This window comes from Streptomyces sp. NPDC041814 (assembly GCF_055590565.1).
This window is the reverse complement of sequence record NZ_JBVJAM010000015.1, coordinates 153031-177282: the sequence shown is the minus strand read 5'-3', so window position 1 is coordinate 177282 and position 24252 is coordinate 153031. Positions and strand designations below refer to the sequence as shown.

At 71.2% G+C, this 24252-nt stretch carries 25 protein-coding genes; 10 read left to right on the top strand and 15 right to left on the bottom strand.

What is annotated here, in order from left to right:
- Positions 1 to 2 precede the first annotated feature (2 nt).
- Genes ACZ6C6_RS30850 through ACZ6C6_RS30810 form a run of 9 tightly spaced genes read right to left on the bottom strand, consistent with a single transcriptional unit; the run spans position 3 to position 8115 of the window.
- Positions 3 to 1352: an ammonium transporter gene (locus ACZ6C6_RS30850; RefSeq protein ID WP_469207534.1), complete on the bottom strand. Its 1350-nt coding sequence runs from the start codon at positions 1350 to 1352 to the stop codon at positions 3 to 5.
- Between the two features lie 33 nt (positions 1353 to 1385).
- Complete coding sequence (locus ACZ6C6_RS30845; protein ID WP_469207532.1) at positions 1386 to 2357, bottom strand: urease accessory protein UreD; 972 nt, start codon at positions 2355 to 2357, stop codon at positions 1386 to 1388.
- Between the two features lies 1 nt (position 2358).
- Positions 2359 to 2979: an urease accessory protein UreG gene (gene ureG, locus ACZ6C6_RS30840; protein WP_018099943.1), complete on the bottom strand. Its 621-nt coding sequence runs from the start codon at positions 2977 to 2979 to the stop codon at positions 2359 to 2361.
- A gap of 29 nt (positions 2980 to 3008) precedes the next feature.
- A complete protein-coding gene (locus tag ACZ6C6_RS30835) occupies positions 3009 to 3755 on the bottom strand; it encodes an urease accessory protein UreF (protein WP_469207531.1) in 747 nt (248 codons plus the stop codon).
- Positions 3756 to 3760: 5 nt separating this feature from the next.
- Positions 3761 to 5485, bottom strand: a complete 1725-nt coding sequence (gene ureC, locus ACZ6C6_RS30830; protein ID WP_469207529.1) for an urease subunit alpha — start codon at positions 5483 to 5485, stop codon at positions 3761 to 3763.
- Positions 5485 to 5961 (bottom strand): urease subunit beta, encoded by a 477-nt coding sequence (locus ACZ6C6_RS30825; RefSeq protein WP_469207527.1) that lies wholly within the window; start codon positions 5959 to 5961, stop codon positions 5485 to 5487. Before ACZ6C6_RS30825 ends, ureC begins: the two co-directional genes overlap by 1 nt.
- Positions 5958 to 6800, bottom strand: coding sequence for a sirohydrochlorin chelatase (locus tag ACZ6C6_RS30820; protein WP_469207622.1), 843 nt, complete (start codon positions 6798 to 6800; stop codon positions 5958 to 5960). The genes ACZ6C6_RS30825 and ACZ6C6_RS30820 overlap by 4 nt, the downstream gene beginning before the upstream one ends.
- Positions 6797 to 7102 (bottom strand): urease subunit gamma, encoded by a 306-nt coding sequence (locus ACZ6C6_RS30815; protein WP_469207525.1) that lies wholly within the window; start codon positions 7100 to 7102, stop codon positions 6797 to 6799. Before ACZ6C6_RS30815 ends, ACZ6C6_RS30820 begins: the two co-directional genes overlap by 4 nt.
- A gap of 53 nt (positions 7103 to 7155) precedes the next feature.
- Positions 7156 to 8115 (bottom strand): urea transporter, encoded by a 960-nt coding sequence (locus ACZ6C6_RS30810; protein ID WP_469207523.1) that lies wholly within the window; start codon positions 8113 to 8115, stop codon positions 7156 to 7158.
- 196 nt (positions 8116 to 8311) lie between these two features.
- Between ACZ6C6_RS30810 and ACZ6C6_RS30805 the strand changes: the two genes are divergently transcribed.
- Both ACZ6C6_RS30805 and ACZ6C6_RS30800 read left to right on the top strand, forming a co-directional pair.
- Positions 8312 to 8782 carry a fluoride efflux transporter FluC gene (locus tag ACZ6C6_RS30805; RefSeq protein ID WP_469207521.1) on the top strand — a complete coding sequence of 157 codons (471 nt, stop codon included), beginning with the start codon at positions 8312 to 8314 and terminating at the stop codon, positions 8780 to 8782.
- Positions 8779 to 9153, top strand: a complete 375-nt coding sequence (locus ACZ6C6_RS30800) for a fluoride efflux transporter FluC (RefSeq protein ID WP_469207519.1) — start codon at positions 8779 to 8781, stop codon at positions 9151 to 9153. The genes ACZ6C6_RS30805 and ACZ6C6_RS30800 overlap by 4 nt, the downstream gene beginning before the upstream one ends.
- A gap of 65 nt (positions 9154 to 9218) precedes the next feature.
- Here ACZ6C6_RS30800 and ACZ6C6_RS30795 read toward each other — a convergent pair whose 3' ends face one another.
- The gene (locus ACZ6C6_RS30795) at positions 9219 to 9395 is read right to left on the bottom strand and encodes a hypothetical protein (RefSeq protein ID WP_469207517.1); all 177 of its coding nucleotides are present in this window, start codon (positions 9393 to 9395) and stop codon (positions 9219 to 9221) included.
- A gap of 345 nt (positions 9396 to 9740) precedes the next feature.
- Positions 9741 to 11225, bottom strand: a complete 1485-nt coding sequence (locus ACZ6C6_RS30790; protein WP_469207515.1) for an SDR family NAD(P)-dependent oxidoreductase — start codon at positions 11223 to 11225, stop codon at positions 9741 to 9743.
- A 208-nt stretch (positions 11226 to 11433) separates the two neighbouring features.
- Here ACZ6C6_RS30790 and ACZ6C6_RS30785 point away from each other — a divergent pair, with 208 nt between their 5' ends.
- The 5 genes from ACZ6C6_RS30785 (at position 11434) to ACZ6C6_RS30765 (ending at position 16349) form a co-directional block, all read left to right on the top strand.
- A complete protein-coding gene (locus tag ACZ6C6_RS30785; protein ID WP_469207513.1) occupies positions 11434 to 12336 on the top strand; it encodes an RNA polymerase sigma factor SigF in 903 nt (300 codons plus the stop codon).
- A 150-nt stretch (positions 12337 to 12486) separates the two neighbouring features.
- A complete protein-coding gene (locus tag ACZ6C6_RS30780) occupies positions 12487 to 13746 on the top strand; it encodes a PP2C family protein-serine/threonine phosphatase (protein ID WP_469207620.1) in 1260 nt (419 codons plus the stop codon).
- Positions 13736 to 15355, top strand: coding sequence for a sensor histidine kinase (locus ACZ6C6_RS30775; protein WP_469207511.1), 1620 nt, complete (start codon positions 13736 to 13738; stop codon positions 15353 to 15355). The genes ACZ6C6_RS30780 and ACZ6C6_RS30775 overlap by 11 nt, the downstream gene beginning before the upstream one ends.
- Entirely contained in the window at positions 15352 to 15795 is a 444-nt protein-coding gene (locus ACZ6C6_RS30770; protein ID WP_469207509.1) for a response regulator, read from the top strand. Before ACZ6C6_RS30775 ends, ACZ6C6_RS30770 begins: the two co-directional genes overlap by 4 nt.
- 98 nt (positions 15796 to 15893) lie before the next feature.
- Positions 15894 to 16349 (top strand): ATP-binding protein, encoded by a 456-nt coding sequence (locus ACZ6C6_RS30765; protein WP_330314730.1) that lies wholly within the window; start codon positions 15894 to 15896, stop codon positions 16347 to 16349.
- A gap of 41 nt (positions 16350 to 16390) precedes the next feature.
- Here the strand turns inward: ACZ6C6_RS30765 and ACZ6C6_RS30760 are convergent, their stop codons facing one another.
- A complete protein-coding gene (locus ACZ6C6_RS30760) occupies positions 16391 to 17566 on the bottom strand; it encodes a PP2C family protein-serine/threonine phosphatase (RefSeq protein WP_469207507.1) in 1176 nt (391 codons plus the stop codon).
- Positions 17567 to 17646: 80 nt separating this feature from the next.
- Between ACZ6C6_RS30760 and ACZ6C6_RS30755 the strand changes: the two genes are divergently transcribed.
- Positions 17647 to 18159, top strand: a complete 513-nt coding sequence (locus ACZ6C6_RS30755; RefSeq protein WP_469207505.1) for a MarR family winged helix-turn-helix transcriptional regulator — start codon at positions 17647 to 17649, stop codon at positions 18157 to 18159.
- A 250-nt stretch (positions 18160 to 18409) separates the two neighbouring features.
- Positions 18410 to 18742, top strand: a complete 333-nt coding sequence (locus tag ACZ6C6_RS30750; protein ID WP_469207618.1) for an STAS domain-containing protein — start codon at positions 18410 to 18412, stop codon at positions 18740 to 18742.
- Positions 18743 to 18816: 74 nt separating this feature from the next.
- Here the strand turns inward: ACZ6C6_RS30750 and ACZ6C6_RS30745 are convergent, their stop codons facing one another.
- Complete coding sequence (locus tag ACZ6C6_RS30745) at positions 18817 to 21165, bottom strand: GH92 family glycosyl hydrolase (RefSeq protein WP_469207503.1); 2349 nt, start codon at positions 21163 to 21165, stop codon at positions 18817 to 18819.
- A gap of 251 nt (positions 21166 to 21416) precedes the next feature.
- Between ACZ6C6_RS30745 and ACZ6C6_RS30740 the strand changes: the two genes are divergently transcribed.
- A complete protein-coding gene (locus ACZ6C6_RS30740) occupies positions 21417 to 22604 on the top strand; it encodes a DMT family transporter (RefSeq protein ID WP_469207501.1) in 1188 nt (395 codons plus the stop codon).
- On the opposite strand, the gene ACZ6C6_RS30735 is transcribed toward ACZ6C6_RS30740, so the two are convergent.
- Positions 22574 to 23890 (bottom strand): transglycosylase family protein, encoded by a 1317-nt coding sequence (locus ACZ6C6_RS30735; RefSeq protein WP_469207499.1) that lies wholly within the window; start codon positions 23888 to 23890, stop codon positions 22574 to 22576. The genes ACZ6C6_RS30740 and ACZ6C6_RS30735 overlap by 31 nt on opposite strands.
- An 81-nt stretch (positions 23891 to 23971) precedes the next feature.
- Positions 23972 to 24196, bottom strand: coding sequence for a hypothetical protein (locus ACZ6C6_RS30730; protein WP_469207497.1), 225 nt, complete (start codon positions 24194 to 24196; stop codon positions 23972 to 23974).
- Between the last annotated feature and the right edge of the window lie 56 nt (positions 24197 to 24252).

Below are 24252 nucleotides of genomic sequence, written 5' to 3'. Positions count from 1 at the left end.
GGCTACTTCTCGCTCTCGCGGGCCCGCAGCAGGCGGCTGATCTGCTGGACCAGTTCGTCGTCGCTCGCCACCCGCCGCCCGGAGACCAGCGCGCCCAGGCGCTCGGCGGTCTGGAAGTCGTAGGCGCGCTCGGCCTCCTCGCCGGGCACGTTCGCGTACTCCTCCTTCGCCCGGAAGCCGACGGTCAGGTCGACGGCCTTGGCGATGAGCCAGGTGAGGATGAACGAGAACGCGATCACGGACACGATCGCGACGAGCTGTTTGCCGAGCAGGCCCCAGCCGCCCCCGTAGAACAGCCCCTCCTTGCCGCTGATCCGGGCCGTGGCGAAGAGGCCGACCATGACCAGGCCGATGAACCCGCCGACCCCGTGCACCCCGACCACGTCGAGCGTGTCGTCCACGTTGAAGCGGAACTTGAGGGTGATCGCGTACGCGCTCACCGCGCCGACGACCAGGCCCGTGATCACCGCGCCCAGGGTGTTGATCTCACCGCACGCCGGGGTGATGGCGACCATGCCCGCTACGGCGGAGGAGACGACGCCCATGGTGGTCACCCTGCCCGTGCGCCACTTCTCGACCAGGGGCCAGGTCACCATGGCGCCCGCCGCGCCGAGCTGGGTGTTGATGAAGGCGGCCGCGGCCGTGCCCTGGTCGGTGAGCGCGGAGCCGGAGTTGAAGCCGAACCAGCCGAACCACAGCAGCCCGACGCCGACGACCACGAGCGGAATGTTGTTCGGGCGCTCCTCGCGGCGCGCGAAGTCGCGGGGGGCGCGCAGCACGAGGGCGACGGCGAGCCCGGCGACCCCGGAGTTGAGCTCCACCGGCAGCCCGCCCGCGAAGTCGAGGGCGCCGAGGTGCTTCACGATCCAGCCGTCCTTGTCGAACACCCAGTGCGCGATGGGGATGTAGACGATCAGCAGCCACAGCACGACGAAGACGAGCCAGCCCCGCATCGTGGCGCGGTCGGCGATGGAGCCGCTGATCAGCGCCACGGTGATGACGGCGAAGCCCATCTGGAAGGTGCTGTAGATGTACGTGGGGATGGCGCCGGTCAGCGTGTTGAGCTGGATGCCCTTCATGAACACGTGGTCGAGGTTGCCGATGAGCCCGGCACCGCCGACGTCCGGCCCGAACGCCAGGGTGTAGCCGATGACCCACCAGACGAGGGTGCCGAAGGCCAGCGCGGCGAAGCTCATCTTGATCATCATGAGCACGTGCCGGGTGCGCACCATGCCGCCGTAGAAGAACGCGAGGCCGGGCGTCATCAGCAGGACCATGGCGGTGGCGGCGAGCAGCCAGGCGGTGTCCCCGGAGTCGTACGCGGCCGGCATGGGCGCGGGAGCGGTAATCATCGGCGGTACCTCGTGTAGGGGGGGTGGGAAGGGCTACGGCTTGCGCAGGTCGGGCGCGTGGTGGCCGGTCAGCAGTTGGCGTACGGCGTGCCAGGCGGCGCGCTGCGCCTCGGCGACCCGGACCGGGCTGTCGTCCAGGAGCCGCACCCACGCCCCGCAGTCCCGGGGAAGCACGCTCACCCCGTACAGGACGCCGAGCCCGGCAAGGGCCTCGTGCAGGGTGTCGGCGAGCCCGGCGGCGGGAACGCGGTCGGTCACCACGAAGAGCGAGGCGACGTGGTCGTGGCCGGCGAACACCCCGGGGCCGAGGACTCCGGGCCCCGGCTGCCCGTTCCCCTGCTGCCCCGGCGCCAGGCGCAGGGTGTCGATGGCGAGGAGGGTGCCGTCGGGCCTGCTGACGCGGAGGTCGGTGGCGAGCGTCCGGTACGCGTGGCGCTCGCCCCGGGCGAGCCGGCCGGCGGTGAGGGTGTCGCCGACGAGAACGGTGGCGCCGGGCGCGACGGTGACCTCGGTGCGCTGGTAGAACCGGGCGTCCCGGAACGGGATGAGCGGGTCGGGGAGGTATTCGACGTAGCTGCCGGCCTCGGCGGTGAGGTGCACGCGCTGGCTCGCGTAGTCGTGCTCCATCCGGAAGACCTTGGTCGCGGCCTGGGTCGTCAGATGGACCTGCGTGCCGGGTCCGCAGTGGAAGTCCATCCGGTAGCGGTCGGCCTGGGCGATGCCGCCGCCGGTCGCCATGAGGTAGACGTACGCCATCCCGGGCTGCGCGGGGTCGATCCACAGCGGGCGCATGATCTGGAGCGGGGTCTTCTGGTAGCGCCCGACGAGTTCGGTGCGCCCGCCCCGCACGGCGAAGGAGAGGTCGAGGATGCCGACCTTGGCCGGGGAACCGGGCGCCAGGGTGTCCGGGACGGACGCCAGGGCCGCCACGTCCGGGGGGACGCGGACGGGCGTGTAGTACTCCTCGGTGAGCCGGGCCTTCGGCCGTCGCGGGGCGAGCGGCATGTCAGATCAGCACCTTGCGGCGCGATTCGAGGTAGCCGGCGATCTCGTCCACGCCCACGCCGGTCAGGCAGTCGGTGAGGACGACGGGGCGGTCGCCCCGCACCCGGTGGGCGTCGGACTCCATGACGTTGATGTCCGTACGCACGTACTGCGCGATGTCGATCTTGTTGATGACCAGGAGGTCGGAGTCGGTGATGCCGGGTCCGCGCTTGCGGGGCATCTTCTCGCCCTCCGCCGTGTCGAGCACGAAGAGGAAGAGGTCGACCAGGGCCGGGCTGAACGTCAGGGTGAGGTTGTCGCCGCCGGACTCGTACAGGAGCGTGTCGGTGTCCGGGAAGCGCTCCAGCATCTCGGCGCCCGCCGCGAGGTTCATCGTCGGGTCGTCGCGGACGGCGGTGTGCGGACATGCGCCCGTCTCGACGCCGACGACGCGCTCGGGTTCCAGGACTCCGGCCAGCGTGCGGCGCACGTGCTGGGCGTCCTCCTGGGTGTAGATGTCGTTGGTGATGACGGCGGGGCGGTGACCGCGTGCGATCAGGACCGGGACCAGCGCCTCGATGAGTGCGGTCTTGCCGGAGCCGACGGGTCCGCCGATGCCGACCCTGAGTACGTTGTCGTCCATGGTGCTCCTAGGAGTGTCGTGGTGGGTGCTCAGCTGGCGAAGAGGCGGGCTTCGGCACGCTCATGACGGCCCGACATGACGTCCGAGGCGAAGACGGTGGCGCCGACGTCGTCCAGCTCCCTGCGCAGCGCCGCGTCGACGGTGGCCTCGATGACGGGCGCGGCGCCTCTGAGCAGGATCTGCGCCGTACGGTGATCGGTCAGCCTCAGCCGCAGGGCGGCGCCCGCGAAGCTCACGCAGAACGCGAACAGGTCGGCGGCGACCGCCTGGCGGACCGGGACTCCGGTCGCCGCGTAGACGACCCCGGCCGCCACCGCCTGGGTGCCGGGGGCCTCGCGGCGCACGACCCGGTCGTAGTAGTCGCCGATCTCCGGGCGGGCGAAGACCTCGTGGCCCAGGTCCAGGAGCTGGCGCCCGGTCCGGGTGGCGGCCTGCCGCATTTCCCGGCCGAGTTTCGTGGCGAACAGGTGCTCGTCGATGCGGACCACGGTCTCCGGGTCGCCCGCCGCGGTCGCCCGGTGGGCGAGGGCGAGCGCGGTGGCGTCGGCGGGCCCGACGCCGTGCAGCAGCAGGTCCGCCAGCAGCGACGGCAGGCTCTCCGCGCCCACGGCGCCCGCCTGGGCGAAGCCCTCCAGGCTGTGCGAGAGGGTGTAGAAGCCGCTCGGGAACGCCGAGTCGGTCAGCTGGAGGCTGACCAGCAGCGGCCCGAGGCCGGTGGCCGCCGTGGTCCCCGCCGGGCCGGGGTCGCCCGCGATGTCGCCCTCCTTGCGGTACATCGGCCCTAGACCAGGAAGTAGAGGTGGTTCAGGGGCAGCGTCTCGGCCGGGTCGATGGTGGCGACCTTGCCGTTGAGCGTGACCTTGAACGTCTCCGGGTCGACCTGGACGTCCGGCAGGACGTCGTTGCGGACCATGTTGTGCTTGCCGATGGTGCGGGTGCGGCACACGGGCAGGACCTTGCGGTCCAGGCCGAGCCGCTCCGGCACACCGGCGGCGATGCCCGCCTGCGACATGAACGTGGCGTGCGTGGCCTGGAGCGCCTTGCCGTACTGCCCGAACATCGGCCGGTAGGTCACCGGCTGCGGGGTGGGCAGCGAGGCGTTGGGGTCGCCCATCTGGGCCCAGGAGACCAGGCCGCCCTTGATGACCATCTTCGGCTTGGCGGCGAAGGAGTGGATGGGCCAGAGCACGATGTCGGCGAGCTTGCCCTTCTCGATCGAGCCCACGTAGTCGGAGATGCCCGTGGCGATGGCCGGGTTGATGGTGAGCTTCGCGAGGTAGCGCAGCACCCGCTGGTTGTCGTTGCGCTCCGAGTCGCCCTCCAGCACACCGAGCTTGTCCTTGCAGTGGTGCGCGGTCTGGAAGGCCCGGGTGACGGACTCGCCGATGCGGCCCATCGCCTGGGAGTCGGAGGAGAACATGCTGATCACACCGAGGTCGTGCAGCACCGACTCGGCGGCGATCGTCTCGGCCCGGACCCGGCTGTCCGCGAAGGAGACGTCCTCGGGGATGTCGCGGCTCAGGTGGTGGCAGACCATCACCATGTCGAGGAGTTCGTCCACCGAGTTCTTGGTGTACGGCAGCGTCGGGTTGGTGGACGAGGGCAGGACGTTGGGTTCGCCGGTGACGCGCAGGATGTCGGGGGCGTGGCCGCCGCCCGCGCCTTCGCTGTGGAAGGTGTGGATGGCACGCCCGTCGATGGCGGAGCGGGTGTCCTCGAAGAACCCGCCCTCGTTCAGGCTGTCGGTGTGGATGGCGACCTGGACGTCGTGCTCGTCCGCGACGTTCAGCGCGTTGTCGATCACGGCCGGGGTGGATCCCCAGTCCTCGTGCACCTTGAGGGCGCAGGCACCGGCGGCGATCTGCTCCTCCAGGGCGCCCGGCAGACTGCCGTTGCCCTTGCCCATGATGCCGAGGTTGACCGGCAGCGTCTCGGCCGCCTGGAGGAGCAGGCCGATGTTGTACGGGCCCGGGGTGCAGGTGGTGCCGTTGGAGCCGTCCGTGGGCCCGGTGCCGCCGCCGATGAGGGTGGTGATGCCGTTGGTCAGCGCCTGTTCTGCCTGCTGCGGGGCGATCAGGTGCACATGGCTGTCGATGGCGCCCGCGGTGGCGATCAGGTGCTCGCCCGCGATGGCTTCCGTGCCGGGGCCGATGACCAGGTCCGGGTCGACGTTGTTCTGGGTCTGCGGGTTGCCGGACTTCCCGATGCCGACGATGAAGCCGTCCTTGATGCCGATGTCGCACTTGACGACGCCGACCATCGGGTCGATGACGACCACGTTGGTGATGACGGTGTCGAGCGCGCCCTGGGCGGCGGTTGCCTGCGGGTCGGAGGCCATGCCGTCGCGCATGGTCTTGCCTCCGCCGTAGACGACCTCGTCGCCGTACAGGCCCTCGCTGTAGTCCTTCTCCACCTCGACGACGAGGTTGGTGTCGGCGAGGTAAAAGCGGTCACCGACCGTCGGACCGAACATGTCGGTGTACTGCTTGCGGGGCAGGATGGGCATCAGCGCGAACCCTTCTTCTTGTCCTTGGCGGCCTTGGAACCCTTGGACCCGTCCTTGCCGGAGCCCTTGGACCCCGTCTTGGAGCCGGTCCCGGAGGGCGCGTTCCGCGCACCCTGGAAACCGCGTTCGATGGCCTTGCGGACGGCTTCGACGCGAGCGGGGTGGGAGGCGAGGCTGCCGTTGAGCAACCCGCTGAAGCCGGTGAGCCGGCCGGTCCCGGCGTACGCGCAGAGCTCGACCTCGCGCGTACCGCCGGGCTCGAAGCGTACGGAGGTGCCGGCGGCGATGTTGAGGTGCGTGCCGAGGGTCGCTTCGCGGTCGAAGGAGAGCGCCGAGTTCACCTCGAAGAAGTGGTAGTGCGAGCCGACCTGCACCGCCCGGTCGCCCGTGTTGCTCACGGTGACCTTGACCGTGCGCCGGCCCGCGTTGAGTTCGATGGGGTCGTCCCCGTACAGGTACTGCTGACGGAACGTCATGCGATGCTCCTGATGCCGAGGTCCGCCGCGGCGGCGGACGGGTGGTGGTGATGCCGGTGCCCGGTCCCGGGGCCGTGCTCGTGCGGGTGTCCGTGCGCATGGCCGTGGCCCTCGCCCGGTGGGTGGGTGTGCGCGTGTCCGTGGTGGTCGGCCGCCGCGAGGCCGGTCGTGATGCCCTCGTCGCCGTGCTCGTCCCAGCGCCGGGTCGCCTCGGCCACCCGCTCGTCCAGCACCCGGCGCAGCGCCGGGTCCGGCACGAGGGGGCCCGCGTCCGCCACCGGCACAGGTGCCGCGCCACCCGGTTCCACGGCCGCGAACGAGGCGGGCAGCAGCGCCACGCGCTCCGCGCCGAGCCGTGCGCAGCGCCGGACGCCTCCGGCCGGGTCGGGGTCGCCGCCTTCGAAGGCCACCTCGACCAGGTCGTGGCGCCCGTAGCGGCGTACGAGCGCGGCGACGCGGTGGAGTTCGGCGTCCTCGAACGGGTCGCCGGCGGGGGCGGTGACGAGGAGCGCCGCGTCGGCGGGCACCCGGCCGGCGGCGGCGCGCAGCCAGGCGACGAGGTGCTGGGCGGTGCCGAACGGCTCGGCGAGCAGCACGGCTCCCCCGCCGGCACCGGGAACGGCGCGCAGCGTACGGGCGGTGTCCGCGACGAGCCCGGGCTCCCGGCCGAGGGTCATCGGGACGACGACGACGCGCTCGCCCCTCCGCAGACGGGCGGCGGCGGCCCGGAAGAGCGCCCGCCCGTTGGGGACGATGTCCGTGTCCGGGCCGAGACGCCCTTCCAACGCCCGGCCGTACGCGGCTTCGTGACCGCAGACGGTGATGACGGCCACGGTCAGCCGCCGATGGGGTCGTGAACGGAGACCAGCTTGGTACCGTCCACGAAGGACGCCTCGACCTGGAGGAGCCCGAGCATCTCGCGTACGCCGGGCATGGTGGCGTCCTCGCCCACGACGTGGCGCCCCAGTTCCATGCAGTCCGCGACGCTCTTGCCGTCGCGGGCCGCTTCGAGGATCGCCTCGGTGATCAGCGCGACCGACTCGCTGTAGTTGAGCTTGAGGCCGCGGTCCTGGCGCTTGCGGGCCAGGTCGGCCACGACGTACACGAGCAGTTTGTCGATCTCGCGGGGGGCGAGGTTCATCGTGGATCCCTTCCTCGGGAGGTGCGGTGGGGGGCTGCTGGGCTCGGGTCCGGTCAGCTGCGGCGCAGGCGGGGCAGCAGGGGGACGGCCGCCAGCAGCGTCCAGGTGGTGAGGATGAACGGCCACGTGAAGGTGTGGCCGCCGAACGGTTTGAAGAAGGAGGTGAGAGTGGCGGTGAGGCCGGTGCTGACCATCGCGCCGAAGATCGCGTAGGCCGCGGTCCAGGCCGTGTTGGCCATGAAGACGGCCCCGAGGCCGATGGCGACGAGCACCGCGTTGTAGCCGTAGATGCCGTTGGCGATCAGGTCGGTCGGCGCGCCGAGCAGCCAGGCCGCGACGATTCCGGCGATGCTGCCGACGGCCGCGTAGAGCACCACGCGCAGTCCGGCCAGGGCGAGGCCGACGAGCATGATCAGCCCCACGTACCAGCTCTCGACCAGGAAGACCTGCGAGACGTTGTTGAAGAAGGCGTGCCAGAGATCGTTCCAGGTGATCCCGGTGTCGCCGCTGGTCGTGCTGGAGACGGCCGCGGGGGCGCCGTGCCAGATCCGGTCGAAGGAGGGGGCGCCGACCACCATCACACCGGAGACCAGGCAGAAGGGCGCGGTCATGGGTGAGAGGTTGTACGGCGTGAGGAACGTGGTCAGGGTCGCCATCAGGATGACGCAGAGGACGGCGCCCACGACGGTCAGCACATAGGTGGCCGGGTGGTTGCCCAGCGAGGAGACGAGGGCGATGCCGGTGAGGCAGCCCGCGAACCCCTGCATGCCGAGCGCGATGCTCCCCCGGTCGACGGCCAGCACATAGGCGGCGGCCGTGGCGATCAGGGTCCCGATCGTCGCGAACAGACCGGTCTGCCAGCCCGCCACCCACAGGCCGGCGAGGATCGCGGCGCCGGTGTACAGACTGGCCTGGAAGTCGACCTGCCCGACACCACGCAGTGACGCCAGGAGGTACGCGGACGGCTGGCGGCTCTCCAGCCTCCTGACTGAATCCGGCTCGGCGAGGGACAAGGCGTGCTCCGGCGTCTCGTGGGCAGGCAGGGTCCAGGGCGCGACGGACGCACGTGGACATCGTCATATGCCATGAAGTCATACGAAGTTGGGTTCTTCGCGCTGGGAGTGGTGCCGGTAGCCCACTCGGGTACACCCCGGAGGCACGCCGTCGCTCCGCCCCCCGGCGCCCGGCCGTCGTCCGTACGTTCGCGGGATGGCCCAGAACATGCGGTTGCACAGGCACAGTCACCCCGATCACCATCCGGGCGTACAGCTCCCGGTCGTGGTGGCCGTCGCGGTCGGCGGGGCCGCCGGAGCCTGCGCCCGGTACGCGGCCGAACGCCTGTGGCCCACCGGGACCTTCGCCTTCCCCTGGACGATCCTGCTGATCAACGCGGTGGGCTGTTTCCTGATGGGGATCCTGATGGTCACCCTGAAGCTGCGCTTTCCCGGGGCTCCCCGGCTGATCAGTCCACTGCTCGGCACCGGCGTGCTCGGCGGCTTCACGACGTTCTCGCACTACACGGACAACGTGCGACAGCTGTTCGAGAACCATCAGCCCGGTTACGCGACCGGCTGCCTGGTGCTGACCGTGGTGGCGGCGCTGGCCGCCGTGACGGCGGGGGCGTTCGCGGCGCACTTCGCCTTCGGCCGGTCCTACGGCAGGCGGGGCGATGCCTCATGACGGACTGGCTGCTCGTGCTGGCCGGCGGCCTGGTGGGGGCGCCGGTCCGCTATCTGCTCGGCGTGGACGCGAAGTTCCGCCTGCACAGCGTCTTCCCGTGGGGCACCTTCGCGGCCAACGCGGGCGCGGCGCTGCTCCTCGGTTTCTTCGCGGAGGCGGCGACCGACGGCGATCTGGGCACGCGGCTGAATCTGCTGCTGGCCACCGGCTTCTGCGGGGCCCTGTCGACGTGGTCGACGTTCTCGTACGAACTGCTCACCCTCAGCTCGGCCCGCCGGCTCGCTCTGGCTGCGGGCTATCTGCTGCTCACCGTCGGCGCCGGGCTGGGGCTCTCCTTCGCCGGGGCCGCCGTGGCACGCGCGGTGTTCTGAGAGACGGCGGAAAGCGCTGTGGCCCGCCCCGGCGGGGGGCGGGCCACAGCGCTTGTCCGAGGGGGTCAGTCGATGCCGGGCAGGATGTGCGGCTCGGCGAGGTCGTCCTCGTAGCCGGCCAGGCGGATCGGCGCGGACCTGGCCCAGACCTCGATGTTCTGGAGCTTGTCGCTGCCGCGCGCCGGCTTTCCGTGCCGTTCGGCCGGGCGCTCCTCGTGCTTCGTCAATTCCGGTGTCGTCACCGCGCACTCCTTCGTGTCGCGTAGCCCCGGGCGTCGCCGACGCTCCGGTTCTCATTGCCGGGAATCAGCCGCCCATGCGGGGCAGGGGCAGGAACAGTTCGGTCGCGGTGGCGCCGGGTACGGGGCGGGACGGCGACTTGGTTGACAAGCCTGTCCCAGGACGGTCGAGGAGGGTTCGTGGACTCCTCGATGACGTCCGTTCACACCAGAGTAACCAAATGAGCGCACCCGCGCTCGATGGAACGTGTGCCATAGGTCACTTTCAGCCACCGCGGACGGAAAAGACCCGGCCAGGAAATCATCCCAGCCGGGTCTCCGCATTCCGGGGCGACCGCCCCCGCTCCCCTACCAGTTGGCGGGGGCGTAGTCCTTCAGGAAGCAGCCGTACAGCGCCTCTCCGGCCTCGCCGCGCACGATGGGGTCGTAGACCCGGGCGGCGCCGTCGACCAGGTCGAGCGGGGCGTGGAAGCCCTCCTCCGCCAGCCTCATCTTGTCCGGGTGCGGGCGCTCGTCGGTGATCCAGCCGGTGTCGACGGCGGTCATCAGGATGCCGTCCTTCTCGAACATCTCCTGGGCGCTGGTGCGGGTCAGCATGTTCAGCGCGGCCTTGGCCATGTTGGTGTGCGGATGGCCCGCGCCCTTGTAGCCGCGCCCGAAGACGCCCTCCATCGCGGAGACGTTGACCACGTAGGAGTGCTTCGCCGCGGTCGCCGCCATGGCCGGGCGGAGCCGGCTGATCAGGATGAACGGCGCGGTCGAGTTGCAGAGCTGGACTTCCAGCAGCTCGATCGGCTCGACCTCGTCGACTGTCTGGATCCAGCTGTTGGTGTCGTGCAGGTCCGGGACGAGACCGCCCGCGTCGATCGCGGTGCCGGCGGCGATCCGGGCCGGCGACGCCGAACCGCTGACCAGGGCCAGGTCCGTGACCTCCTGGGCGCTCAACGCCTCCTTGCGCGCCGCGGGCAGGGCGGCGACCCGGTCGACGCTTCCGCTGCCGAAGGTGCCGATGACCTCCGCGGCGGGCAGTTCACCGGCGGGCAGCGGGGCGGACTCGGCGGACAGCAGTTCGCTGTACGCCTGCGGGGAGCGGCGGACCGTCTGCGCCGCGTTGTTGATCAGGATGTCGAGCGGGCCCTCGGCCGCCACCGAATCGGCGAGCGCGACGACCTGGGCCGGGTCGCGCAGGTCGATACCGACGATCTTCAGGCGGTGGATCCAGTCGTCGCTGTCCTCCATCGCCTTGAAGCGGCGGATCGCGTCGTTGGGGAAGCGCGTGGTGATCGTGGTGTGCGCCCCGTCGCGGAGCAGCCGCAGCGCGATGTACATGCCGATCTTGGCGCGGCCGCCGGTGAGCAGTGCCCGGCGGCCCGTCAGGTCGGTGCGCGCGTCGCGGCGGGCACGGTTCTCCCGTGCGCAGTCCTGGCAGAGCTGGTGGTAGAACGCGTCGACCTCGACGTACCGCGTCTTGCACACGTAGCAGGACCGGGGCCGCTGGAGGATGCCGGCGATCTCGCTCGTGGCGGACGAGGACGGCAGGACCCCCTGGGTCTCGTCGTCGATGCGCTCCGCCGAGCCGGTGGCGGTGGCCTCGGTCACCGCCTTGTCGTGCGCGGTCTTGGCGGCCCGGCGCTCCTGGCGCCGGCGCTGCTTCACGGTCCGGTAGATCCCGGCGGTGGCCCGGCGCACCGCGATGGCGTCCGGGTGGTCGACCTCGATCGTGTCGAGTTCGTCCAGCACGCTCAGGCAGACGGCGAGCCGCTCGGGGTCGATACCGGGACCGAATGTCTCGGTACCGGCCACGATCTCGGGGCCGTCCTCTGTCACCGTCATCGCCGTTCCTCTGTGCTCGTGCCGCCGGCCTCACCGGGGGCGTGGGGCTCGGTCAAGTTTGCCATGGTCCGCACGCTGCTCCGATCGGGTGAGCGCGGCCGGACGGAAGGAGCGCGGAAAAAGATTCGCACCGACTGCGCATGGCATCGCGGATCCGGGGCAGGCGGTGTGCGAAGCACTTGGCGACCAGCAGGAGGGGCCACACATCATGGCGACCACGACGGAGCAGACCGACGGAGTCCTCGGCGACGCGTGCACGCTCACCACACAGGACGGCGCACCCCTCGGTGCGGGGACTGCGGAGCTGCCGTGGATCGAGGACACCGGAAAGGTCGCCCCCAAGGACGCCCGGGCCCTCTCCAAGATGTTCCTGGACCAGCTGCAGACGCTGGAGGAGGGCACGCACGAGTACCAGTACGCGCGCAACACCCTCATCGAGATGAATCTCTCGCTGGTGCGGTACGCCGCCTCGCGCTTCCGGAACCGTGGCGGTGACGACACCGAGGACATCATCCAGGTCGGCACCATCGGCCTGATCAAGGCCATCGACCGCTTCGACCTCTCGCGCGAGGTGGAGTTCGCCACATTCGCCGTCCCCTATATCGTCGGCGAGATCAAGCGCTTCTTCCGGGACACCACCTGGGCGGTGCACGTGCCGCGCCGCCTCCAGGAGCTGCGGGTCGACCTCGCGAAGGCGAAGGAGACGCTGTCGGGCCGGCTGGACCGCGATCCGACCGTCGCCGAGCTGGCCGCCCACCTCGATCTCTCCGAGGAGGAGATCATCGAGGGCCTGGTCGCGGCCAACGGCTACTCGGCGGGTTCGATCGACACCCCCTCCGCCGAGACGGACTCCGGCAACGAACAGCGGTCGCTGGCCGACGTGATCGGTGAGGCCGACCCCGGCATGGAGACCGTCGAGAACCTGCACACGCTGGCTCCCCTGCTGGAGCAGCTGGACGAGCGCGAGCGCCGGATCGTCCAGATGCGGTTCGGCGAGGAGATGACGCAGGCGCAGATCGGGGCGGAGCTCGGAGTCTCGCAGATGCACGTGTCCCGGCTCCTGGCCCGTATCGTCAAGCGACTGCGGGCGGGGATGTCCGTGGAGGCCTGACCCTCTCGAATCGGTCACACACCGACGGAGTGTGGCCTAAGACGCTGTGAACGACGCCCGGCGGCAGATCGCCGGGCGTCGTTCACATATGCTGCGCAGAACCGGCGGGCGGCCCGCCCGGTGCAAGGAGAGAGTGAAGACGTGGCTGAGATGCGCCTGGGCGCCACGGCCCGACCTCCCGCGCCAGGGGCCTTCCCGGTCCAGGCAGCGTCCGAGGCGGACGATCGCGACTCCGTGTGGGACGTCGGCGGCACCATTCTGCTGGTCGAGGACGACGCGGGTGACGCGCTGCTCGTCGAGGAGATGCTCGCCGACGGCGAGCTGGACCCGACGCTGACCTGGTGCAAGACCCTGTCCGAGGCGCTGGCCTTCCTGCGGTCGCACCCCGCCCCCGTCTGCGTCCTGCTCGACCTGCACCTGCCCGACGTGCACGGGCTGCGGGCCGTCACCCAGATCGTGGAGACGTCCCCCGACGCCGCGATCGTGGTGCTCACCGGGCTGGCCGAGTCCGACGCGGGCCTCGCCGCCGTCGCGACGGGCGCGCAGGACTACCTGATGAAGGGGCTGCTCGATCCGCAGGCCCTCGCGCGCGCGATCCGGTACGCCCTCCAGCGCAAGCAGGTCGAGCGGGCCGCGTCCGCGCTGCGCGCCAACCAGCTCATGGCGCAGGAGAACGCGCGCCTGGAACGCGGCCTGCTGCCCGTCCCCCTGCTGAACGACGACAGCTTCCAGGCCGTCGCCCGCTACGAGCCGGGCCGGGCCCACGGACTGCTCAGCGGTGACTTCTACGACGTGGTCCAGACGCCGGACGGCACGGTGTGGGCGGTCATCGGTGATGTGTCGGGGCACGGCGCGGCTGAGGCGGCGCTCGGGGTGTGCCTGCGGGTCGCCTGGCGCACCGCCGTCCTGTGCGGCACCGACCCGCTGGAACAGCTCGGGCTCCTGGAGTCGATCCTGGTCGCCGAGCGCTCCGACCCCCATGTCTTCGCGACCGTCACCTCACTTGCCTTCCCGCCCGGCCGCGACCGCGTCCGCGTCATGCGGGCCGGCCACCCCGGGCTGCTGCTCCGGCACGGCACGGAGGTCGACTGGGTGGAGCCGGAGGGCGGGATGGCGCTCGGGCTGCTGCCCGGGCACGGCCAGTGGTCGGTCACCGATGTGGAACTCGCGCCGGGCGCCGCACTCGTCCTGTTCACCGACGGCCTCTTCGAGGGGCGCACCGGACCGCACAGCCGGCTGGGCGAGGAAGGGCTGCTCGACATGGCCCGGGACCTGGCCCGGCTCCCCGCCCGGCCGTTCGTGGACGCACTCGTGGCGGGCGCCTCGGAGGCGGCGGCTCCGCACGGGGGCCTCGCCGACGACGTCGCCGTCCTGCACCTCGGTTGGAGAGGCACCCCGCATGAGCAGTGAGATACCGGACCCCGTCGTCCAGCGGCCCGGCAGGTGGGCGCGGCTGTCCGTGCAGAACTGGGTCCATCTGATCCTGGGCGCCTTCGTCCTCGTCGTCTGCGGCTGCGTGGTCGCGGGCGGCCTGGTCCTGGCCGGCATCTCGGACCGGACCACCGAGCTGGTGGACCGCATCCAGCCCGCCCGCGCCGCCTCCTTCCAGCTCCAGAACGCGCTGCTGAACCAGGAGACGGGGGTACGGGGCTACGCGCTGACCGGTGACGACTCGTTCCTGGAGCCGTTCGCCGCCGGCAAGAAGGAGGAGAAGGACCGGCTGGCCCGGGTGCGCTCCGCGATGGGCGGCGAGCAGCCGTACAGCCGCGACCTGGACCGGATCGCCGCCGCCGCCGCGGAGTGGCGCCGGGTGCACGCCGACCCGCTGATCGCCGATGTCCGGCGGGACGGCCCCGGGACGCGCTCGTCCGCCAGGACCGCCGAGAGCAAGGCCGCCTTCGACAAGCTGCGGCAGCTGTACGGGACCCAGCAGGCGCATCTCGACGCCGCCCGGGACCGGGCGCGCGGCGAGCTGGAGGACGCCCGCCACACCCGCGACCAGGTGCTGGCCGCCCTGCTGATCGTGTTCGCGCTCTGCGTGATCGCCCTCAGCGTGCTCCTCCAGCGCACGGTCGGGCGGCCGCTGAACGCGCTCGCCGAGGCGTCCCGGCGGGTCCTCTCCGGCAGCTTCCGCCGTCAGCGGATCGAGGTGCGCGGGCCCTCCGACGTACGGGCGGTGGCCGCGGCGGTCGAGGACATGCGCGGCAGGCTGGTGGCCGAGCTGGACGCCGCGCAGGAGCGTGAGGACATGCTGGCGCAGCAGACCGTGGAGCTGCGCAGGTCCAACTCGGAGCTGGAGCAGTTCGCGTACGTCGCCTCGCACGACCTCCAGGAGCCGCTGCGGAAGGTCGCCTCGTTCTGCCAGCTGCTGGACAAGCGGTACGGGAACGAGCTCGACGGCCGCGGCAAGCAGTACATCGACTTCGCGGTAGACGGCGCCAAGCGCATGCAGGTGCTCATCAACGACCTGCTGACGTTCTCCCGGGTCGGCCGGGTCCACGACAGCTGGACGCCCGTCGAGCTCGACCGGTCCCTGGACCGGGCCCTGGCCAACCTGGCGTTGGTGATCGAGGAGTCGGGGACCACGGTCGTCCGCGAGAACCCGCTCCCCTCGGTCACCGGCGACCCCACGACGCTCGCGATGATCTGGCAGAACCTGATCGGGAACGCCGTGAAGTTCCGCCGCGCCGACGAGCCGTGCGTGATCACGGTCGGGTGCGAGCGGGAGGGCGACGACTGGCACTTCACGGTCGCCGACAACGGGATCGGCATCGCGCCGGAGTTCGCGGAGAAGGTCTTCGTCATCTTCCAGCGCCTGCACGCCCGTGACGAGTACGACGGAACCGGCATCGGCCTCGCCCTGTGCCGCAAGATCATCGAGTTCCACGGGGGCAGGATCTGGCTGGATGCCGAGTCCCGTGAGGGGGCGCGGATCCACTTCTCGCTGCCCGCCGACCCGGAACCCGCCGAAACCCACGACACCGCATCCCCTGCGGAGATCTCCGGAGAGACCACGTGAACACCCCTGTAGAGCCCATCGAGGTCCTTCTGGTCGAGGACGACCCGGGCGACGAGCTGATGACCCGTGAGGCGTTCGAGGACAACAAGATCCGCAACACGCTCCATGTGGTCCGGGACGGCGAGGAGGCGCTCGACTTCCTGTACCGGCGGGGCGCCCACACCGACGCGCCCCGGCCCGATCTGATCCTGCTCGACCTGAACCTGCCGAAGTACGACGGCCGCCAGGTACTGGAGCAGATCAAGCAGGACCCGGAGCTCGCGCTGATCCCCGTCGTCGTGCTCACGACGTCCTCCGCCGAGGAGGACATCCTGCGAAGCTACAAGCTGCACGCCAACGCCTACGTCACCAAGCCGGTCGACCTGGACCAGTTCATCGCGGCCGTCCGGCAGATCGATGACTTCTTCGTCACCGTGGTGCGGCTTCCCGGCCGCGCGTAATATTCGCCGGCGACGCATGGGAGTGGGATCTCCCGGCGCGGGTACACGATCACAAGACAGAGGTCTGCGACCTCCCCGCTGCGCCCTGGCTGGAGCACATGAACGAACAGGCGATCTCCCGGCCGGACGACTCCCCCCGGAGCTGTCCGCCCACGGAGGCATTGCACAGCGCCGAAGTGTTCGACGGCGAGCCGGGGTGCATTTCCCAGGCGCGGGCACTGGCGGACCGCTTTCTCGGCCGGCTGGTGTCCGAGTGGATGGCCGTGCTCGGCACGCACACCCGTAACGACCTGATGCTCGCCGTGAGCGAGCTGGTCACCAACGCGGAGCGCTACAGCCACGGTCCGTATCTGCTGGAGCTGGAGGGCACGGCGGAGCGGATCAGCATCACGGTGTACGACAGCAGCAGCGCGCTGCCCGTTTTCTACGCCCCCGACCCGAGCCGCCTGGGCGGCCACGGCATGGAGATCGTGGTGGCCCTGTGCGACCGCGTCACGGCCGAGCGGGTGCCGGTGGGCAAGCGCATCCGGGCCGAGTTCACGCTGAGCAGCTGAGCCGGGAAGCCCTTGACCGGCAGCGCCCCAGCCCCCCGGGCTCAGCTCCGGGCGTCCGGCCGGCCGAACCAGTCGATGCACATGACCAGGGCGTCATCGAGCGTGTCCGACGCCCGGTACTCGGCCAGTTCCCGCAGGACCGCGCCGGGCACGGCCGCCGCCGACAGCAGCCGGGTGGCGAGGACCGCCCGGGCGAGACCTCGCTCCGCGAACTTCTCGGCGGCCGGTGAGACCGCGTCGTACACCCCGTCGCTGACGAGCAGGAGCCGGTCCCCGGGGCGCACCTGGAGGTGCTGGACGGCGTACTGCGACTCCTCGAACATCCCCAGCGGGAGCTGGGCGTCCAGCGCCACCCTGTTGACCGTGCGGCCGCGCAGGCGCCACAGCTGCGGGGAGCCCGCGTCCACCGCCTCGACCGAGCCCGTCGCCAGGTCGAAGCGGAGCAGCAGGGTCGAGACGTGGGCGGCGCCGCGGTGCTGCTCGTAGATGGCCTGGTCGGCCAGGGCCGCCTGGTCCGCGATGCCGATCCCGGCCCTTCTGGCGTTGCGCAGCGCGTTGACCGCGAGGTTGGTGAGGAGGGAGGCGCGGATGCCCTCGCCCATGCCGTTGGTCACGGCGATGCTGAGCTGGTCGCCCTCGGCCGCCCAGTCGAAGTTGTCGCCGTGGATGGCGTAGGCGGGTTCGAGCTGGGCGCCTATGGCGTACTCGGCGGCCACGAACGACCTGGCCGGGAGCAGCTGCCATTGCATCTCGGCGGCGAGGGTGAGGCGTGTGGTGCGCCGGACCCGCTGGTAGTGGTCGGTGTCCCGTTCGGCGACGACGATCTCGTGGCCGAGCAGGTCGGCGACGTGGGTGAGGTCGTCCGTGACCTGCGGGGTGGCGCGCGCGGAGGGGAGCCGGACGGTGAGGATGCCGAGGCGTTCGCCCCGGACGGTGACGGGGAAGTGGTGGTCGGCCGCGTCGTCGGAGCCGGTGCGGCCCTGGTGGGGTCGCTGGCTGCCGAAGGCCCGGCCCTGCGGACTGTTGTTCAGGGAGAGCGGCTGGCCGGGACCGTCGCCCGCGTCGACCGGGTTGAGCACCGTCATTCCGTAATCCGCCAGGAGGAGCTGCACCGAGAGGGCCCCGTACGACGTCGCGAGCATCTCGCGCACCGTCTTCACCAGGGCATACGGCGGCGCCGCGCGTAGCGCTCGTTCGATATCCGTGGGGGCATTCACGCTCTTTCGCCCATTCTTCGGTGGCCGGCGGGGGCGGAGCCAGGCTGACAGGAGCACGCTACGGGTGACAGAGTGGAAGAATGCCCCACCGCACCGGACTCCCTCACCGCCCTGAACAGGTGTCCGAGGACGTCTGCGCCGCGTCCGAACTTCTGGAGGTGTTGTGGGGGCGTGGCCAGGAAGCCGCCGCCCGGGGACTTGTCTCCCCCTCCCAGCTTCGCGCGCTCCTCGTCATCGAGCAGCAGGAGGGGAGCAATCTGCGCTCCCTCGGGGACGTGCTCGGCTCGCGGGCCCCGTCGGTGAGCCGGCTGTGCGACCGGATGGAGGCCATGGGCCTGGTCCAGCGCGACCCGAGCCCGACGAGCCGCCGGGAGGTCGAGCTCCGGCTGACCCTTCAGGGCCGGGAGCTGCTGGAGGAGTACCGGGCGATCCGCACGCGGGAGCTGACCGCCGTGCTGGAGCGGATGCAGCCTTCCGAGGTGGCGGCTCTGGCCGTGGGGCTCACCGCCTTCCGCTCGGCGGCATCGCAGCGGCTCACCGGTGAGCGGAGTGCCACCGCCCGGCTTCGCGACGATGTCGCGGACAGCGCCTAGCTTCATGCACGCCCCTGCTTCCGCGTTCCGAAGGCGCCGCTCGGACGGGCGCTCACGTTGATCGTTCGGTACAGATTGTTGCCCCACGAAGAATGTTGTCAAATGGCAACTGTTACTTTTATCGTTGAGCATTCCCGCCGCGAGCAGGGACGGAGCAGAATCGAACTGCCCGTCCGATCGCGGCGTTACCCCCCGCCGTCCAGTGCAACACGAGGTGAACGTGCTTCCACCGTCCAGCGCCGGCCGCGCCATGCAGATCGTCCCACGGCACGAACGTGGGGCGTTGGTGCTCGCGGTAACCGGTGACCTCGACATCGACAACGTGGCGCCGCTCGGCACCGCGCTGGAGAACGCGTCGCGGGATGGTGCCGGGCCGGTCGTCGTCGACCTCTCGGACGTGAGCTTCGCCGACTCCACGACGGTGAACGTGCTGCTGCAGGGACAGACGGCGCTCGGTCCCCGGCTGCGGCTCGCCGCACCCTCGGTCTTCATGGAGCGACTGATCTCCGTCCTGGGCCTGGACAGCGCGGTCCCGGTCTTCCCGAGCGTCGCCGAGGCGATCGACCCGCCGCTTCCCGCCTAGCGAAGAGGCAAACACCGAGCGCCCTTCTCCCCCGCCGACGGGGGAGAAGGGCGCTCGGCCGTGCGGGCCGCAGGTCAGTTCAGGGCGGGCGGGGCGTCCTCGGGCGAGGTGCCCCACGCCGACGGCTCGTCGCCCACCGAGAAGGAGAGCGAGCGGGCCGAGCGGATGTCGTCCGTGGTCAGGTACGTACGCGACTGCTGCGCGCCGTCGAGCCGGGCGGACTGGATGTAGCGGTCGGCGTCCGAGGTGCCGGGGGCGCTGACGGTCAGCGCGCCGCGCGGGTAGTAGCGCCGGTCGAGCTTGATGTCGACGCGTTCGAACGCGGGCGTGGACAGGCCCCAGGTGTCGGTGCCCGGCTGCACCGGGAAGACGCCGATGGACGAGAGCACCATCCAGGCGGACATCGTGCCGAGGTCGTCGTTGCCGGTCATGCCGGTCGGGCCGTTGGTGAAGAGCGTCAGGGCCGCGTGGACCACATCGGTCGTCTTCCACGGCTGGCCGGTGGAGAGGTAGGTGTACGGGGCGATGAGGTCGGGCTCGTTCTGCGGGTTGTACTTGTCGGCGTTGTAGTACGCGTACGGGCCGTTCACCCACACCTCGCGGGCGGTCTTCGCCGGGTCGGCGACGAGCTTGTCGTACGCGAAGAACGAGTCGAGCCGCTGGTTGGCGGCGTCCTTCCCGCCGATCAGGTCGACCATTCCGGGGATGTCCTGCGGGACCATCCACTGGTACTGCCAGGAGGTGCCCTCGTGGAAGCCCTCGCTCTCCGCCGGGTCGGCGGGGCCGGTGAACGCGCCGGCGGCGTCGCGGGCGCGGAAGAAGCCGGTCGAGGGGTCGAAGATCTTGCGGTAGTTCTGGGCGCGGGCCTCGTAGCGTGCCGCGTCGGCCCGGTGGCCGAGGTCGCGGGCCATCTCGGCGAGCATGCCGTCGGCGAGGGCGTACTCCAGGGTCGCGGAGGCGCCGTGGTCGAAGTCGGAGTCACCGGGCTTCGCGTGCGGCCGGCCCTTGATGTACGGGGCGAAGCCGTCCTTCAGGTACGGGACATTGGCCTCGCGGCCCACGGGCGCGGAGTCGGTGGGCGGCACCCCGTCCGCGTTCTTCTTCAGGGCGCGGTACGCCTCCTCCTCGTACCCCTTCAGCAGGCCCTGCTGGTAGGCGTTGGTGAGGAAGGGGGTGACCGGGTCGCCGGTCATGATGTTGGTCTCGACCGTGCCGTAGCCCCACTTGGGCAGCCAGCCGCTCTCCGCGTCGATGCGCAGGACGGAAATCGCCATGTCGCGGGATTCGCGCGGGGCGAGCAGCGAGAGCAGCTGGGCCTGGGTGCGGTAGGTGTCCCAGAGCGACCAGTTCTGGTAGTACGTGAAGCCTTCGGCCTTGTGCTTCTTCTGGTCCCAGCCGGTGTAGCGGCCGTCCACGTCGCTGCCCACGTTGGGCGCGAGGAAGGACCGGTAGAGGGAGGAGTAGAAGGTGCGGCGCAGTTCGTCGCTGCCGCCCTGGGCCTTCACGCCTTCGAGGCGGTCCTCCCAGGTGTGTTCGGCGGCGCGCAGGACGTGGTCGAAGGTGTGGCCGCCCTCGGCGCGGAGGTTGAGCGCGGCACCCTTGGCGTCGACGTAGCTGAGGGCCGTGGTGGCCTCGACGGTGCGGTCCTCGGTGGTGTCGAACCGCAGCCAGGCACCGTTGCGGGCGTCGGTCGCCGTGGACTTCTTCGCGCCGCTGACGGTGCCGCCGTTCCAGGTGCCGGAGGTGGTGAAGGGGCGGTCGAAGCGGGTGATCGTGTAGACGGTGTACGGCTTGGTGTCCTGGCAGAAGCCGCTGCCGGTGATGGCGGTCCGCACGGTGCGGTTGTCCAGGATCTCCACGTCGGACGAGAGCGTCCGGTGCAGCGACTGGCCCGCGTTGAGCAGGACGTTGGCCTTGTCCGTCGCGGGGAAGGTGTAGCGCTGGACTCCGGTGCGCCTCGTGGCCGTCAGCTCGGCCTCGATGCCGGTCTTGAGCCCGACCTTGTAGTAGCCGGGGCTCGCCTTCTCGTCGTCGTGGCTGAACTCCGCCGCGTACTTCGCGTAGTCGGTCTCGGTGACGTCGCCGGTGGTGGGCAGCGTCGGCAGGTCGCCTCCGAGGCCGCAGCCGACGCCGGAGAGATGGACGGAGGAGAAGCCGCGGATGTGGTTCTCGCCGTAGTCGTAACCGGTGTTGTGGCCGGTGTCCGGCGAGAGCTGCACCATGCCGAAGGGCACGGAGGCGCCGGGGTAGGTGTTGCCCTCGTTCTGGGTGCCGATGAACGGGTTGACCAGATCGGTCAGCCGGCCGTCGCTCCGGGGTGCGGCCTCGGCCGTGGCCCCGGGGAGGAGGACACCGCCCAGGAGCGCGGCGGCGGCGAGTACGGCCGCCGGGCCGCGCAGTCCCGGTCGTGGGGTCCGATGCATGGTGAGACTCCTTAGGACAACGTTGTCAGAGCGCGATCATTCTTGGATTCCGCCGTGACCGCGTCAAGGGGTCGGACGGATACTTCGCGTGTCGGTCCCGTGGAGGCCGTCGCCCGGCAAGATCCTTCTGACGTCCGCCGCCGGGAGGACTACCGTCAAGAGGAGGACACCCGGACCACTGCCGTACTACCAAAGCAGTACGCCGGATCGCCGCCTCAGGGACGACGACGCGGCGGCTGCAAAAGGGGATCGTGGTGTACATGAGTTCCCTTGCGTTGTCCGTGCTCCTGTCACTGGTCTCCGCGGTCGCCTACGCGGCCGGGGCGATCGTCCAGGAGCGCGTGGCCACGGCCTCCGACGGCCGCTCACTCGCACCGCTGCGCAACCGGGTCTGGTGGGGGGCCGTCACGCTCAACGGGCTGGGTGCCGTCCTGCACGTCGTGGCGCTGGCGTACGGCCCGCTGAGTCTCGTACAGCCGCTGGGGGCGCTCACGATCGTCTTCGCGCTGCCGATGGCCGCGCTGTTCGTGCGCCGCAGGGCCGGCGCCACGGCCTGGCGCGGCGCGGTCATGGCGACGGTGGGCCTGGCCGGGCTGCTCGCGCTGACCGGCAGCTCCGACGCGCACGGCCTGGGGGCCCCGGAGCAGCTGATGCTGGCCATGGTGACCTTCGGCGCGGTGGCCGCGCTGGTGCTGGTCTCGCGGGCGATGCGCCGGCCGGTGATGCGGAGTGTGGCGCTGGCCGGGGCGGCGGGCGTCGCATTCGGCATCGCGTCGGTGTACACGAAGACCGTGGCCATGGAGTGGACGGCGGGCGCCGTGAAGTCCGGGCTGCTGCCCCTGCTGGTGATCGCGGCGCTGGCGGGCTCCGGGCTGCTGCTCTCCCAGGCGGCCTACCGGGGCGCGGGTCTGACGGCCCCGCTGGCCACGGTGACCGTCGTGAACCCGGTGGTGGCCGCGGCGGTGGGGATCACGCTGTTCGGCGAGCAGTTCCGGCACGGGGTCACGGGCACCGTGCTGGCCCTGGTGTGCGGAGCGGTCGCGGCCGGCGGGCTCATCATGCTGACCACGGAACGGATGACCGCGGAGCGGCTGGGGGCGAATGCGCCGAGGGATGCCAGGGACTCCGGGCCGGCCACCGTCCCCGCCCCGGGCGGGCCCTCGGCAGTGGGTGAGGAGGCCGGGGATTTCGCCGGGCCCGCCGGACCACCGGTCCCGGCGGGCGCCCCGCCCCGCACGGTGGATCCGGTTCCGGCCGCCGCGACCGGTCCCGGGGCGGCGGGTCCTCGGAAGCCCCGTCCGGCGCTGCCCGCGCGGATGCCACTGGAAGGCCTGGCCGGCCGGGTGGAGTTCGGCCCTCCCCCGGGCGCCGCGCGCAGGGGCGCCGGGGAGGCCGGTGAAAGCGGCGTTCAGACCTTGACGCCGCCGGCCCTGAGGTAGGCCAGCGGGTCGATGTCCGAGCCGTAGTCGGGGCCGGTACGGACCTCGAAGTGCAGGTGCGGCCCCGTGACGTTGCCGGTGGCGCCGGAGCGGGCGATCCGCTGGCCGCCGCCGACGTGCTGCCCGCCGCGCACGAGCAGCGACGAGAGATGCGCGTACTGGCTGTACTTGCCGTCACCGTGCCGGATGACGACCTGGTAGCCGTACGGCCCCGCCCAGCCCGCCGAGACGACGGTACCGGCCGCCATCGCCTTGACGGAGGTACCGGTGGGGACCGGGAAGTCGACGCCCGTGTGGTAGCCGCTGGACCAGGAACCGGCCTGGTGGTACGGGGTGCCGGTGCGGGCCACGACAGGGGCGGTGAGCCCGCTGTGCTTCTGCGCCTGCTCGGTCTTGTGCGTCCGGGTCTTCTGCGGCTGGGTCTTCTGCGGCTGGGTCCTGTGGGTCTCGGTCTTCTTCGGCTGCGGCTCGGCCTGCTGCTTCCGCTTCGGCTCGGCCTTCCGCGCGGGCTTCGGCGTCGTCTTCGGGCTCGCCTGGGAGGCGGTCTTCGGTGCGGCCTTCGTCGCCGTCCTCGGCGCGGTCTTCGTGGCCGCCCCAGGCGTTCCGGCCAGGGTCAGGCGCTGGCCGGGGAAGATGAGGTCCGGGTCGTCGCCGACGACCGCGCGGTTCGCCGCGTAGAGCCGCTGCCAGCCGCCCTGGAGGTGCTGGTCGTCCGCGATCCCGGAGAGCGAGTCGCCGGGGGTCACCGTGTACGACTCGCGCTTGCCCGGCACCGTGGTCGGCGTGGCCGGGGGCGTGGCCTTCTTGGTCTGCGCGGGCCGGGACGACAACGACGCGTTGTCCGGCTTCTTCGGCGTCGCGACGCTCGCCCTGCGCTCGCTCTGCGGGCTGACGTCGGGCGTGGCGCCGCCCCGGGCCAGGCCCGCCTTCCCGGAGCAGACCGGCCAGGCGCCGGGTCCCTGCCCCTCCAGGACCTTCTCCGCGATGGCGATCTGCTGGTCCCTGGTCGCGAGGTCGGCGCGCGCCGCGTAGACCGTGCCGCCGTACGCCGCCCAGGTCGAGCGGGTGAACTGGAGGCCGCCGAAGTAGCCGTTGCCGCTGTTGATGTGCCAGTTGCCGGTCGACTCGCAGGCGGCGACCTTCTCCCAGACGTCCGTCGACGCGGCTCCCGCCGAAGCGGCGGTGAGGAGCGGGAGGGCGAGGCCGGCGCCTCCTGCCGTGACGGTGAGCGAAGCCCTGTTGATGCGGCTCGGCTGGTATCTGCGGTGCCGTCCGTTCGCGGCCATGACTTGGCTCCCCCACTGGCTGTAGGACACGTCGCAAGCGGTCAACTTATGTGCAAACAACGGGTGATGACAAGACCACGGTCAGTTTCGGCCATCCCCGTCCGCCGGGGCGCCGGGCGGTCGGCGGAGGGCGAAGGTCGGCGGCGATCCGGTGCCCGGGGAGCGCTCCGAGGCGCCGACGGCCTTGCCGTTGACCCGGGCCGTGAGCGTGAGCAGGCGGTCCTCGCCGTCGAGGTCCCCGGTTCCGGCGAACCTGAGCCGGACCTTCCGCTTCGATTCGGCCGGCGGCTCGCGGCCCAGCCACACGTGTCCCGGTCGGCGGTCAGCGCGACGTCCTTCCAGCCCGCGTCGGACCTCTCCTC